The organism is Pseudomonas kielensis, from assembly GCF_014236655.1.
GTDB lineage: Bacteria > Pseudomonadota > Gammaproteobacteria > Pseudomonadales > Pseudomonadaceae > Aquipseudomonas > Aquipseudomonas kielensis.
Genome location: NZ_JACMYG010000003.1, coordinates 112,626 through 125,858, shown reverse-complemented (window position 1 = coordinate 125,858; position 13,233 = coordinate 112,626). Strand labels below are relative to the sequence as shown.

The following is a 13,233-nucleotide window of genomic DNA, read 5'->3' as shown; positions in this document are numbered from 1 at the left end:
GATTGAAAATACTCATCGAAGGGCCGCTAAAGGAACATTTTCGAACATTTAGATGTGCGGGGGGGGGATTTGTAGTGCGGGCTTAACCGCCCTTGGGGTTAAACAACCTCGAGGCGAATCTTGTGTTGACTCAGTAGCTGCGCCAGCGCCGGCACTGGCGGCTGATCGGTGACCAGGCAATCGATCAGGCTGATCGGTCCCAGTCGAACCATGGCGTTACGACCAAATTTACTGGAGTCGGCCGCCAGTATTACTTGTCGGGCATTGGCGATGATTGCCTGGGATACCCGCACTTCCTGATAGTCGAAATCCAGCAGGCTGCCGTCTTCGTCGATCCCGCTGATACCGACCAGGGCGAAGTCGACCTTGAACTGGTTGATGAAATCGACGCTGGCCTGGCCGACGACACCGCTGTCGCGGCGCACATTGCCGCCAGCGAGCAGGACTTCGAAATCATCCTTGGCGCTGAGGATCGAGGCGACGTGCAGGTTGTTGGTGATCACCTTGAGCTGGGTGTGATTGAGCAGCGCCCGGGCGATGGATTCGGTGGTGGTGCCGATGTTGATGAACAGCGAGGCGTGATCGGGAATCTGGGCGGCGATAGCTTCGGCGATGCGTTGTTTCTCATCGCGCATTTGATCGGCACGCATGGCGTAGGCAGTGTTTTCTACGCTTGAATCGTAAGCAGCGCCGCCGTGATAGCGACGCAACAAATTTACTTCCGCCAATTGATTGATATCGCGGCGGATGGTCTGCGGTGTAACGACGAACAGCTGAGCCATTTCCTCGATGCTGACGTAACCGCGTTCGCGGACCAGCTCGAGGATTTGCTGCTGACGGGGAGGCAGATTCATGGGGCTTCCTTTGGGCTGCCGTGCAAAATTTGCCCATGATGCCGCAGGAATCCACTCCCTGCCAGTTACATACGGATACGAGTCAGTGCTCTGGCTTACTTAGCCTCTTCGTGCGGTTCCCAATCGCGGGTGCGGCTCACGGCTTTTAGCCAGCCGGCGTAGAGTTTTTCCTTCTCTGCTTCGGCCAAGTGAGGTTCGAATTCGCGCTCGATCACGGCTTTGCCACGCAGTTCGTCCAGGCTGCCCCAGAAGCCACAGGCCAGACCTGCCAGATAGGCAGCGCCCAGGGCAGTGGTTTCACGCATTTGTGGGCGTTCGACGTGAGTGCCGAGAATGTCCGCCTGGAATTGCATCAAGAAGTTGTTCGCGACTGCACCGCCGTCGACGCGCAGGGCTTTGAGGCGTTCGCCCGAATCCTGTTGCATGGCGTCGAGCACGTCGCGGGTCTGGTAGGCAATCGATTCCAGGGCCGCGCGAATGATGTGATCCACGCGTACGCCACGGGTCAGGCCGAACAGCGCACCACGGGCATACGGGTCCCAGTACGGTGCGCCTAGACCGGTGAAGGCCGGGACCAGGTACACGCCGTTGCTGTCTTTGACCTTGCCGGCAAAGTATTCGGTGTCGTGAGCGTCGTTGATGATTTTCAGCTCGTCACGCAGCCACTGCACGGTGGAACCGCCGTTGAACACCGCGCCTTCCAGCGCGTAAGCGACTTCGCCGCGTGGGCCACACGCGATGGTGGTGAGCATGCCGTGCTTGGATTTCACGGCCTTGTCGCCGGTGTTCATCAGCAAGAAGCAGCCGGTGCCGTAGGTGTTTTTCGCCTGGCCTGGCTCGACGCACATCTGACCGAACAGAGCAGCCTGTTGGTCGCCGGCAATGCCGCCGATGGCGATACCGCTTTTGGTATGGCCGTAGATTTCCGAGGACGACTTTACCTCTGGCAGCATTTCCCGCGGGATATCCAGTATCTCAAGCATCTTCGCATCCCACTCCAGGGTGTGGATGTTGAAGAGCATGGTCCGCGAAGCGTTGGTGTAGTCGGTAACGTGGATCTTGCCGCCGGTAAATTTCCAGATCAGCCAGCTGTCGATGGTGCCGAACAGCAACTCGCCGTTGCGGGCGCGTTCGCGGCTACCTTCGACGTTGTCGAGAATCCACTTCAGCTTGGTGCCGGAGAAGTACGGGTCGGTAACCAGGCCCGTGGTTTCGCGGATGTACTGTTCATGGCCATCGCGTTTGAGCTGCTGGCAGATCTCGGTGCTACGTCGGCACTGCCAGACGATTGCGTTGTAGATCGGGCGGCCGGTGGTCTTGTCCCAGACTACGGTGGTTTCGCGTTGGTTGGTGATGCCGATGGCGGCAACCTGATCGTGATGCAGGCCGGCTTGAGCCAGGGCCTCGACCATCACCGCACTTTGGGTGGCGAAGATTTCCATCGGGTCGTGTTCGACCCAACCGGCTTGCGGGTAATGCTGGGCGAATTCGCGCTGAGCGGTACAGACCACATTGGCGTCGCGGTCGAAAATGATCGCCCGGGAGCTGGTCGTACCCTGATCGAGGGCAATGATGTAGTTCTTATTCTGAATGTCGGTCATGTCGATTGCCTTGGACGAAATAAGGGGGGGTGGGGGCGCGAGATCAGGGTTGGGCAGGATTTCGCGCCGCCGCTTTCAAGAAACTTTTACTTTGCCGTCAATGGCGTGTTCTGCAGGCGTGTTCTGCATCCTTTGTAGCAGGTATGACGCTGGGTAGATGGCGGGCAATCAGCCCGCGATAGGCGGCAGCGCCGAGGCAGGCACCGATGATCGGTGCAAAAATCGGAATCAGGAAGTACGGAATATCGCGCCCGCCGGTAAAAGATATTTCACCCCAGCCGGCGAAGAAGGTCATCAATTTAGGACCGAAATCGCGCGCCGGGTTCATCGCAAAACCGGTCAGCGGGCCCATCGAGCTGCCGATCACGGCAATCAGCAGACCGATCAGCAACGGCGCCAGTGGGCCCTTTGGTAGACCATTGTTGTCGTCGGTCAGGGACATGATCACGCCCATTAGAATGGCGGTGATGATCACTTCAACCAGAAATGCTTGGCCCGTCGACAAGGCAGGGTTCGGGAAGGTCGAGAACACCGAGGCCAGTTCCAGGCTGGCTTGTGTGCCGCGAACCATATGGTGCGTTTGTTCGAAATCGAAGAACAGGTTGCTGTAAAGCGTGTAAACCAACAACGCTGCGCAGAAGGCGCCAGCGACCTGGGAGAAGATGTAGAACGGTAGTTTGCGCTTTTCAAAGTCGGCAAAAATGCACAGCGCAATACTGACTGCCGGATTGAGGTGGGCGCCGGAAACACCGGCGGTCAGGTAGATCGCCATGCTCACGCCGATCCCCCAGATGATGCTGATTTCCCAAAGGCCAAAGCTGGCACCCGCGACCTTGAGCGCGGCAACACAGCCCGTACCAAAGAAGATCAGTAAAGCAGTACCCAGGAACTCGGCCATGCATTGGCTCGAGAGCGAAGGTTGTTGTAATGCAGTCGTCATTGAAAACCTCGTTTTTTGTTGTTGTCGGGCGCTTTTTCATCAGGGTCAAAGCGCGATTTTCACTGAAGCAAGATCCCCTTCGATCTCGAGCTTGCTGCCGAGTGTTGCAGTGGAACATTCGCAAAATGTTCACATTCGAAAAATACAGACATTGAACACTGGTGTCAAAGGTCGAAAGTGAATAAAAACCCAATTCAACTATTAGTCATTAGTCACATGAATCATCGTTCTTGCTTAATCAGCGCCTCTCTCTGACGAGCGGCAACAAGCGCTGGTAGCCCTTTGGAAATTGGCCAAATAGAGCCTTGTGTCGATCAATGACCTAGAATCCAGCACACCATTTTTCTTCAGCCGCCAAGCCAAGAGCTACCATTACACCCGCATTGGATTTGTTGAAAAAAGTTCGTTACGAACATCGTGCGCGCAGTTACGAACATTATCCCAAGGCAGCGTCTTATGGGCTGGAGCCCGCGGAGAACTTCGGATTGGACCTACGCAAGTGTTCAAGGCATTGCTGGGCGGCTACTGAGAAGTTCGAGTTGCCGGTAGCCGTGGTGCCGGTCGTTTGGCACTGACGGCAGGCGAAGTTTCCCACCGCAACCAGAACATTGTGATTCGGGCTGATGGACGTGAATTTCGCGAGGCAGGTGTTCAGGTAATGGCTTGCGCCGAGAGATAGGGCGAGGTGGCGGTTCGGTTGGCGGCGTCAGTTCCGTCTGGCTGACTTGCAACTCTTCAAGACTCAGTTGGAGCTGATCGATCATCGCGTCCAGTTGCTCGGAGCTGCGACCAAACTGCATACGACGCAGCTTGGCGATCATCATTTTCAAACGCTCAATCTCTGCCCGCTGGGCAGAGACCAGAGCCTTCAAGGCTTGAAGATCGTTAGGCAGGGAGTCGGTCGCGAGAGTCATGACCGAATGTTACTTGGGATTTTTTCAGCGTGGCAAGTCAGACCGCGAGGACGGGTGCTGTACGAATTGGCCTGCGCCAATCAATGCCTTCCAACAGCATCGACAACTGCGCAGCCGTCAGCGACACGCTGCCGCTGGTTGCTTGCGGCCAGACGAAGCGTCCTTGTTCCAACCGTTTGCAAAACAGACACAACCCGTCGCCGTCCCACCACAGCAATTTGATCCGGTCACCGCGCCGTCCGCGAAAGGCGAAAATCTGACCGGAGAACGGATCGGCTTTAAGCTGAGTCTGCACCAGTGCGGCTAAACCGTCGAAGCCACGGCGCATGTCCGTGACACCGGCGGCGATCCAGATGCGGGCTCCAGCGGGAGGAGAAATCATCGCAATAACTGCTGCAAGATGAGTTGCAGGGTCTGCGGGTCAGGCGTGCCAGTGATGCGCAGCTTACGGGCTGCCCATGCCCGAAGGTTCTGAAGCTAACCAGTATCTTTTTTTCGACTTGGTTGAGACTGTCGGCAGAAATCGGCGTATTCGTGCCGGTGAGCACGAAGAGAATGTCTACACCGTGATTCGTGATGGCTGCGAGATAATCAGCTTTAGGCATGCGTTTGCCACTTTCGTATTTGCCTTCAGCGTTTGCCTCCACACCACCTAATTGACCAAACGCACGTTGCGAAAGACGTAAGCGCTCCCTTTCGCTTCGTAATCGACAGCCAATTCAATCCATATGAATACTCAAACAAGTAAGCTCTATTCGTTAGGGTTGTAAATTGATTCAGCCTGAACCAATTTTAACCAGTATGAATGATTTTGAACCATGTCACGCTTGGAGCAGCGCCGCGTAAAGGGCAAACGTCCGAGCATCATGACGACCACCCAACAAGGTAAATCCGACCAAGAGTTTCATTCTTGAGAGATTGCGTTACCCCCGCCACATCAATTGAAGGCTTCAGCTAGCAGGCGAATATGAAGTCTGCGTTAATTTGAGAAAAGTCGCATTAATTTCAGAAACCTTATTGAACCATTGGCTCATTTGTCACTCTGAGACCACCGCAAAACTGTCGATGTTTCTCGCTCAGTCACGCAAGCGGCTGAACACGTAGTCGTGATCTTTTTGCGGGGTATGGCAGGCAAAGCAGGCGGTCGTCGCCTTGGCACGCACGACGCGATTGGCTGAGTCACCGCTGCCGAAGCCTTCGAACCCCCAGCCCCCCGTCGCACTGAACTGCTTCGCATCCTTGTGCATGACGCCCACAACCTTGCGCGCTCCTTCGGTCACAGCATTGTCGGCCCGCTTCGCGTCCAGCAAATCGAACACGATGACCGCGCCATCCGGAAACTTACCTGATCGGTAACCTTCCATCGCTTGCTTATTGGCATACAGGTGATGGATGCCGCCGAAGGCTTCGTAAAGCGGATGTCCCTGGTCAATGACCATACTCTTGACGTGGTGCCAGTCGCGGTAGCCGGTCGGGTACGGCACTTCCGCATCTGTCGCCAGGACAGGGTTGACGAGGGTTGCCAGTGTCAGTGCAGCGAGTAAGCGCTTCATGGTTGCCTCAGTACTTCAGTCCGCGAGCGCGGCACCGAAGTTGATGTGAATGATTGGTGGTCGATACCAGCGCAGGTGCCGACTTCACGCTAAACCCCTCCGCCTGGGCGATGCGTCCTTGCTGATCACCGAGAAGCGTCACTGCAACCTGATTGCGCGCCGGGTCGAGAGCGCTGGAGTACTGCTGTTCTACAGACACTACATCGGAGAGCTGTTGTAAAAAACAGAGCCTTGCTCATGTCCGACTCCTCTATCGCTGGCTTTAGAGCATCGCCACGATGCATTACTGGAATTAGAGCTTGCTACCTCTATCTCGTCAAATTATGCATCGAGGAACACTGGTGTTGAGGGGACCTGCTGCTCAATGGGTTGCCGACCGATACGTTGCCAGATCACATTCCCACTGAACAGCAGTCGCATCACTTGCACACAATCGCCCTTAGCGTTGGGATCAGGAAGGTGTGTTGGACGGACGGTTATGGGCACACTTCTTGAAACGATTCGTCTGCGGCATGTTGTTTGGCTGACACTCCCCAGTGATTTTTTTGTAAGTCCTTCCCTTCTGGCAGATTCCGTCCGACGGACAGAACATACTTGGAGGGAGTATCAGAGCATTTTCGTAGCACATTTAGAGAGCGAGAGCTTACGGAATTACAACTTGCCCGAGGGTAGATCTACTACCTTGGGGTCGCTCTGCTTTGCCTTTAGAACACGGGTCTCGGCTATCAATACCTCGTTAATCGAGGCGAGGTTGGCAATCTTCACGCGTAGCTCCTCATTCTCTTGGCGGAGCATTCGATTTTTCTCGCGTTCAGCCAAGAGATCCTGGTGTTTCACATCCCGCTGAGCACGACTCGAACGTCCCTGAGCTTCACGGATCGCTTCGGCGATATTTGGGTAGTGATTGTGGATCAGCGCCGTCGAAACACCGGCCTCACGCGCCACCGCGGCGATGGTGACCTTGGATTCTCCGGTGTGCGTCCGACCACGCTGGATGCGCGCGAGCGCGAGTTGCAAATCCCGCTCGCGGGCGTCCGAGGGCTTGCGTTTGATCGTCATACTACGTTCGCCTCCGGGTCGTATCCAAGCTGCATAAGCACGTCACGACAGCGATCCAAATCACGCAATACGCGCTGTCGACCACCGTCACCAATATCGTTGCAATCCAACAACCCCTTCAAGTTGCCATAAAGACGCTGGTAGATACCAACATGGGCACCTCCAATCACGGCGTTGTTGCAGTCGCCGCAGCGCGTTCGCTCCATGGTGTTGCCGACGCAACGATCATCGGCGGCGGTACACCAGGCATGACCATTACTTCGAATCGCGGTGCTCTCAGCAATCGAGGTCACCATCGAGGCGTGGTTCTTGAAGATCGCGAGGTTCGCCGAATCGCGCTGCCAATGCTTGATCGATCGACCGTAGCCGCCAGTCAGTGGTGTGTCCCCCAGCCAAGTACCGACGACCTCGGACTTGATGTCTTCGAGTTCTGACTGGATGTCTTCGTACAGTTCGATATCGAGATGCTGCCCCCAATCTTGATCCATGGCGTAGCCCAAGGTCATGTCCATGGACCAGTGCGCGAAATGCTCACGCAGGTAACGCAGGTCGCCAAACTGGCTATGCGCTGCGTAGTTGGCGAATTTACGGCGAAATTGATGGCTGGCTAAGATCCAGATCAGACCACAGCTCTTCGCGAACGCTTTGAGGCACATGTTCCATGCCGAACCCGAGAGGGTACGAACTTGATTACGCTTCGTGGCAGCCACCCCGAGAAAGAGAGCCTGCTGATGCTTCTGCGCCGTGGCGATTTGCGGATCACTCGAGTTAAGCATTCTTCGCTCGGCGATCTCAGCGTCGATCATCGCCTGGTACGGCTCGGCCCAACGCTCCATTAGGCGCAACACGTGCACAGCAATTTCTGGAATCATCCAGTCGTGCACGCCGGTATCGGTTTTTTCCGATGTGGAGCGCAGCCAGTGGAAGACCGTGCCTTCATCGTCTTCCGTACGGTGGTGCGCGCCAGATTTTACGTTGGCCAACTCATGATTCCGGCAACCGGAGGTGCTGGCCAGAACGATATAGGAGGCAGTTCTCAAATCTTTAATCGCTTGGTTGAATGTCTCAAGCCCGCCTTCCCACCCAAGAGCCGTCAGCTGGCGAACCTTATGCTCCTGAACTGATCTGATCACCTGTCCCTTGCGCGCTACTGCGACGCTATCGAGGGCGTCGCGCAGATCGAGCAGACGCTCACCGCGCTGAACCTGTTCATAGGCCTTCTCGAACAAAGTACAAAACACCTCATCTGGTATCAACGGCGTTTTGCCGGCCTCACTGTTGAGGGAGGCTCTACCGGCCAGGGCTCTCGCCGATGTATCAGGCCAGGGATGTCTTGGGATTGGGTCGTTGGTGTACTGACTGAGTTCATGAAGCGCCTCGACTGACATAAAACGACGTTCAAGGGCCGCCGGAGACAGCGCCTGCCCCCGATTGCGACGCGTCTGTCGGATCTCCTTGCACTCGGCGACGTAATTTGCACAGATCATGGGCGTTACAGCGCCGAAGTGACCGAGCTTAAGCGCGCTTAGATACCGTAGAAAGGGCAATACATTTTCAAAAACATTGCGCAAAGTACTTGCCACGGGACGCTTCTGCCCTGCGCGACCGCGCCGTAGGTAGCGGTACAAGAGGGACTTCATCACCGTTACAAACGCAGCGGGTACTCGATTGAAGTCCAAATTCCTCATGTTGTCCGGTACATTGCTAGTCAACCCTTCGAGCTGCCAAATGTTGTCGCGATAGCGACTGAGGATGACCCAGTGGCCATCAACATGGATGGCGCTGACAATGAGTGCTTCGCGGTCGCCCTCGGGCAACTCACGTATATCCCCTGGTTGTAGTTCGATGCTTGCCCAAGGCAACATGGCCACATTGCTTTTGCTCATGCAAACATCTCCAGACTTTCCACTACATCGGACGACCAAAACGGGTGCGGATCGCGGCGAGCCTGCTCGCGAGCAGCTTCAACGACGGCCGATTTGAAGGTTCCACGCCGCAGCCCTTCAGCCACGATATAGTCGTCAATCAATCGAGGAATATGCGCGTATTCCTGCGCCCAACGCCGCTTGTTCATGCGGGTACGCTCCGCAAACACACGGAAGTAAAAACTAAATAGCCGGTGCAAATCGTCTCCCGTGACCGCGTAATGTTTGCATCGCAGACAGTTGAGGAATGAGAAGCACGCTTCCCCCTCACGTTTTGGTGCATATTGGCCGTTCACCGGATCACCACAGCGCCCCATTGGGGTAGTTTTGTAAGTAGCGCCAATGGTCCGGCTGAGCAGTTCCTGAACCATTATCTCGCCCATAAACTGCCAGTTGCGCCTCGCGTCTGCGCTAGGTGCCAAGTAATTTCGTCCGGCCACCTGTGGTGTGTTACCAAGCGCGATGGCCGTGGTCATCAGGTCACCCGCGAGCAATTCGAATATTCGGTTGGCAAACGTTTTACGTAGTCGAGAGATGTTGATGCGCAGCGGCCGACCATCCGTATCGACGAGTCCATAATCAGTCACCAATTTTTTGGCCGCTAGTTTCAACGCTGAATCCGTCAGGACAATGACCGTGCCGACGCCTGGACCACGGTGCACGCGATACAGCCAAACGCAATCCTTGATGTCGTTCGGAGCCTCCGCACGCAGCGTTTCACTGTGAGCAAGGACACGGCGGATCAGGCGTTCAATGTTGGTTTTGATGGTTGGGGTCGACTCCAGACGACGCTCAGTGGCGCTCTCTGCGCGCAGAGCCACTTTACTGCTGCTGTGTCCGCGACGTTTCCAGAGGACCAAAAAGACACTGTTGTCTTTGGGGTGAGCGCGCAGGCAATCGTGCCCCATCTCCAGCAGCGGCGTGGCGTTACGCCCGGTGTGCAGCGCAACGGTCAACAAGGCATAAGCCAGTAGCTCACCTGTCACAACGGCGTCTTCATTCCAGATTGGCAGGGTCGCCTGTTTTAATGCTGAGGTGAACGCTTGTCGCTGACGTTTCGGTAGTGGCGTTTCCCCCTTACTCTTGCCACTGTTTGGGAACGGGTTTCGCGGAAACGTCGCATCGTCCCCTGTGGTGACCAACGAAATTATCCCTCTGCGGCCCAACGCGTGAAGGACGCACTTCATACCGGTGTAGTGAGTACTCTGGCTAAGCGTGGTAATGCCCAATCCAGCAAGGTAGCCAAGAAAATCGTCAATCAATGCGCGATCGATGGCGTTCAGGGTCAACTCACGGCTGAGCGCGGTTGCACGCAAAATCATGAAGTTAAGGAAGTGGCGTAAACCGCCTTTACAGAAGCTTGCTACGGTACTCGCTTCGACCCCAGTGTCCTGCTGGGCCAGAAAGCGTTCAGTCTGTCGCTGACAGGCATACGTGATTGAATCGATACCCACGCCGTACCAGAAAGCGAAGTCGATGCCTCGGGAACGCGTGGCATTCCTTCCGAAATTGACCTTTGTGTGGACAGGTGGAATCACTTCGGGCAGAACAATGACAGACCCGTTCGCGTCGTGACTATGCTCGACTTGCGGGATATTGAGGTCGGTCTTTAAGAAGACCTTGCGCTTCCCCATTAAACAGCTCCCAAGTCGTCAGACAGTTCATCGTCGTAAGCCAGCACCGCGTTGTCGGCCAGTTCGTTGACCAAGTGCAGGTACACCATCGTCGTCTGGATCGAACTATGACCGAGCTGCCGCTGCACAAACACGAGCGGTTCCAGGCTGCTGCCATTGCGCTGAAGGGCGACCAGAGTATGGGTCGCGTAGGTGTGGCGAAGCATGTGCGTATGAACCTTGATATCCGCACGCTTGCCAATTTCTCGGACAATGCGTTCGATGCGTTTACCATCATCGGCGTAGGGCTCACCGAACTGATTCAAGAACAGCGATTTGTGTTGAGTACGACTCAGTGAAGCCCGCTCACCACGAACCTGCACTACATACCGGTACAGATCCGCGAGAAAGCGTCGACTGATATAGATGTCACGCGGCTTGCTTCCCTTCGTTCGCATTCCGTGACCATCGTGTGGATCAAGGCGAATCCGGATGTTGCGCTCGTGCCTACCGGCTTTGTCCGGATCGAAGACATACGCCAACGGAAAAGAGGCGATTTCCGCTCGCCGCAGGCCAGTCTGAAGTCCAAGTCGAATCATCATTCGGTGATGCGGATTTTCCGCCTTCTCCAGCAACTCCTTAATCTCATCCATGCTGAGGAACTTCGGCAGCACCCGATGCTGACGCGGCATGACGTCGTTCACCATTGCCTTTCCGCCGCTGGCATCGATGTGTGCAAGAAAGCCGGGAGCCCGCTTGATCTTCCGCTCCTCATAACCAAACGGCAGTCTGCTCACCCATTCCTGCTGCTGGGCATACTCATAAAACTTGCAGATATAGTGGAGTCGTTGCCGGGTTGTTGATCGGGCCAACTGACACTCCACCAGGCAGTAGTCCCGGTAACCGGCAACGACACTCTTGGCCTCGCCACGATCTACGTCTCGCCAGTCGAGCTCATGTGCCTGAAGGAAACTGAAAAAGTCGTAAAGAGCACGCCCCGTGCTTGGCCAAGATTTCCGCGACCCAATGGCTCCCCGCAATAGAAAGTGGCGCATGAATTCATTGGCAGGAACGCAACTGTCCATCGTGTCCCAAAGCAAGATCGGAAAGCCTGGATACGGGCGACCGCCAATCACCAAGAGTTCAGTAGCCCACACAAGCTCCATCAACCGCCCCCCCAACCTATGATCTAAACCAATGCTTCTATGGTTGCTTTCTAAATTACTGTTTATAAAGTACTTACCTTCTAACTTTTATCAAGCCCCAGAAGATTGCGTTCTACGGCTCCTATGCCCTGGGCGCCGAACACTTCTGGTGGTCCTACACCTTGCTGGTGATTGCCGGCGCGTGCATGTACGCCCCCTACGGACCGTTCTTCGCGATCATTCCGGAAATCCTCCCGGCCAACGTCGCCGGTGGCGCAATGGCGCTGATCAATAGCATGGGCGCCCTCGGTTCGTTCGGCGGTTCCTACCTGGTGGGCTACCTGAACAGTGCTACCGGTTCGCCCGGTGCGTCCTTTTTGCTGATGAGCGTGTCGCTGCTGCTGGCGGTGCTGCTGACGCTCTGTCTCAAGCCCGGCGCCAGTGACCGCCAAGCCCCCAAGGCGAGCCCGCAACCGCTGGCGAGCGCACACTCTTGAATCGAATTGAAGGTGAACGGATGAACAAGCACGTCGTGCTCTACAAGAAACTGTCTCCCGCGCTGATGGCGCGCCTGCAAGCGCAGGTTGAGGTGACGCTGATCGAACGCCTGGACAACGATGGCCTGATGCGCCTGCGCGATGCCTTGCCCGGCGCCCATGGCCTGTTGGGCGCGAGTCTGCGCCTGGATGCCGGGCTGCTTGACCTGGCGCCCAAGCTTGAGGCCGTCGCCAGTGTCTCGGTGGGTGTCGACAACTACGACATCGATTACCTGACCCGGCGCCGGATCCTGCTCAGCAACACCCCGGACGTGTTGACCGAGACCACCGCCGACACCGGTTTCGCACTGATCCTGGCCACGGCGCGGCGCGTGGTGGAACTTGCCAGCCTGGTGCGTGCGGGCGGCTGGACCGGCAATATCGGCCCGGCCCACTTTGGCAGCGACGTACACGGCAAGACCCTGGGCATCATCGGCATGGGCCGCATCGGCGAGGCGCTGGCCCAGCGCGGGCATTTCGGCTTTGGCATGCCGATCCTCTACCACAGCAACAGCGCGAAACCTGCCGTGGAGAAACGCTTCGATGCGCAGTACCGCAGCCTGCCCGAGTTGTTGCAACAAGCGGACTTCGTTTGCCTGACCTTGCCCCTGACCGCCGCCACCGAAGGCTTGATTGGCGCGAAGGAGTTTGCCCTGATGCGCCCGGACAGCATCTTCATCAATATTTCCCGGGGCAAGGTGGTGAATGAACCGGCACTGATCCAGGCCCTGCAACAGCGGCAGATCCGCGCGGCCGGGCTGGATGTTTTCGAACGTGAACCGCTGCCCGCGAACTCACCCCTGCTGCAACTGGATAACCTGGTGGCGACCCCGCATATCGGCTCGGCAACCCATGAAACTCGCGAAGCCATGGCGCGCTGCGCGGTCGACAATCTGCTCGCGGCGTTGGCTGGGCAGCGGCCGGCGAATCTGGTCAACGGGGACGCGTGGCAGCGGTAAAAACGCGATAGACGGTAGATCTGAAACTAAAGCCTTGCCAATAACAGGAAAACCTCTACATGAGCAGGTGAAACGCCCGACAGAAACCACTCCATTCGCTGCATTAATGTGCTCCACCTGTTAGTTCTTACAGG

At 56.4% G+C, this 13,233-nt stretch carries 10 protein-coding genes and 4 pseudogenes; 3 read left to right on the top strand and 11 right to left on the bottom strand.

Features of this window, described 5'->3' with window-relative positions; all coding sequences use genetic code 11:
- Nucleotides 1-98: 98 nt before the first annotated feature.
- The 3 genes from H7995_RS03895 to H7995_RS03885 form a co-directional block, all read right to left on the bottom strand.
- Nucleotides 99-854, bottom strand: a complete 756-nt coding sequence (locus H7995_RS03895) for a DeoR/GlpR family transcriptional regulator (RefSeq protein WP_057978701.1) — start codon at nucleotides 852-854, stop codon at nucleotides 99-101.
- 95 nt (nucleotides 855-949) lie between these two features.
- On the bottom strand, nucleotides 950-2,455 hold the full coding sequence (gene glpK / locus H7995_RS03890) for a glycerol kinase GlpK (protein ID WP_057978703.1): 1,506 nt from the start codon (nucleotides 2,453-2,455) through the stop codon (nucleotides 950-952).
- Between the two features lie 97 nt (nucleotides 2,456-2,552).
- On the bottom strand, nucleotides 2,553-3,395 hold the full coding sequence (locus tag H7995_RS03885; protein ID WP_057978705.1) for an MIP/aquaporin family protein: 843 nt from the start codon (nucleotides 3,393-3,395) through the stop codon (nucleotides 2,553-2,555).
- Between the two features lie 371 nt (nucleotides 3,396-3,766).
- Here H7995_RS03885 and H7995_RS28425 point away from each other — a divergent pair.
- Nucleotides 3,767-3,961: pseudogene (locus H7995_RS28425) on the top strand (YbaK/EbsC family protein); the annotation flags it as partial.
- Nucleotides 3,962-3,976: 15 nt separating this feature from the next.
- Here the strand turns inward: H7995_RS28425 and H7995_RS03880 are convergent.
- The 8 genes and pseudogenes from H7995_RS03880 to H7995_RS03850 all read right to left on the bottom strand — a co-directional run.
- Nucleotides 3,977-4,309 (bottom strand): annotated as a pseudogene (locus H7995_RS03880) (transposase domain-containing protein); the annotation flags it as partial.
- 37 nt (nucleotides 4,310-4,346) lie between these two features.
- Complete coding sequence (gene tnpB, locus H7995_RS03875; RefSeq protein ID WP_041506139.1) at nucleotides 4,347-4,691, bottom strand: IS66 family insertion sequence element accessory protein TnpB; 345 nt, start codon at nucleotides 4,689-4,691, stop codon at nucleotides 4,347-4,349.
- Nucleotides 4,692-4,779: 88 nt separating this feature from the next.
- Nucleotides 4,780-5,028 (bottom strand): annotated as a pseudogene (locus tag H7995_RS28420) (helix-turn-helix domain-containing protein); the annotation flags it as partial.
- Between the two features lie 357 nt (nucleotides 5,029-5,385).
- Nucleotides 5,386-5,862 (bottom strand): cytochrome P460 family protein, encoded by a 477-nt coding sequence (locus tag H7995_RS03870; protein ID WP_041506140.1) that lies wholly within the window; start codon nucleotides 5,860-5,862, stop codon nucleotides 5,386-5,388.
- Nucleotides 5,863-6,513: 651 nt separating this feature from the next.
- Complete coding sequence (locus tag H7995_RS03865) at nucleotides 6,514-6,921, bottom strand: TetR/AcrR family transcriptional regulator (protein ID WP_041506141.1); 408 nt, start codon at nucleotides 6,919-6,921, stop codon at nucleotides 6,514-6,516.
- Nucleotides 6,918-8,807, bottom strand: a complete 1,890-nt coding sequence (locus H7995_RS03860; RefSeq protein WP_041506142.1) for a site-specific integrase — start codon at nucleotides 8,805-8,807, stop codon at nucleotides 6,918-6,920. Before H7995_RS03860 ends, H7995_RS03865 begins: the two co-directional genes overlap by 4 nt.
- Entirely contained in the window at nucleotides 8,804-10,480 is a 1,677-nt protein-coding gene (locus H7995_RS03855; protein WP_041506143.1) for a hypothetical protein, read from the bottom strand. Before H7995_RS03855 ends, H7995_RS03860 begins: the two co-directional genes overlap by 4 nt.
- Complete coding sequence (locus H7995_RS03850) at nucleotides 10,480-11,625, bottom strand: tyrosine-type recombinase/integrase (RefSeq protein ID WP_041506144.1); 1,146 nt, start codon at nucleotides 11,623-11,625, stop codon at nucleotides 10,480-10,482. The genes H7995_RS03855 and H7995_RS03850 overlap by 1 nt, the downstream gene beginning before the upstream one ends.
- Nucleotides 11,626-11,729: 104 nt before the next feature.
- Here H7995_RS03850 and H7995_RS03845 point away from each other — a divergent pair.
- Nucleotides 11,730-12,101 (top strand): annotated as a pseudogene (locus tag H7995_RS03845) (MFS transporter); the annotation flags it as partial.
- A gap of 20 nt (nucleotides 12,102-12,121) precedes the next feature.
- Nucleotides 12,122-13,099, top strand: a complete 978-nt coding sequence (locus H7995_RS03840; protein ID WP_166591703.1) for a 2-hydroxyacid dehydrogenase — start codon at nucleotides 12,122-12,124, stop codon at nucleotides 13,097-13,099.
- Nucleotides 13,100-13,233 lie beyond the last annotated feature (134 nt).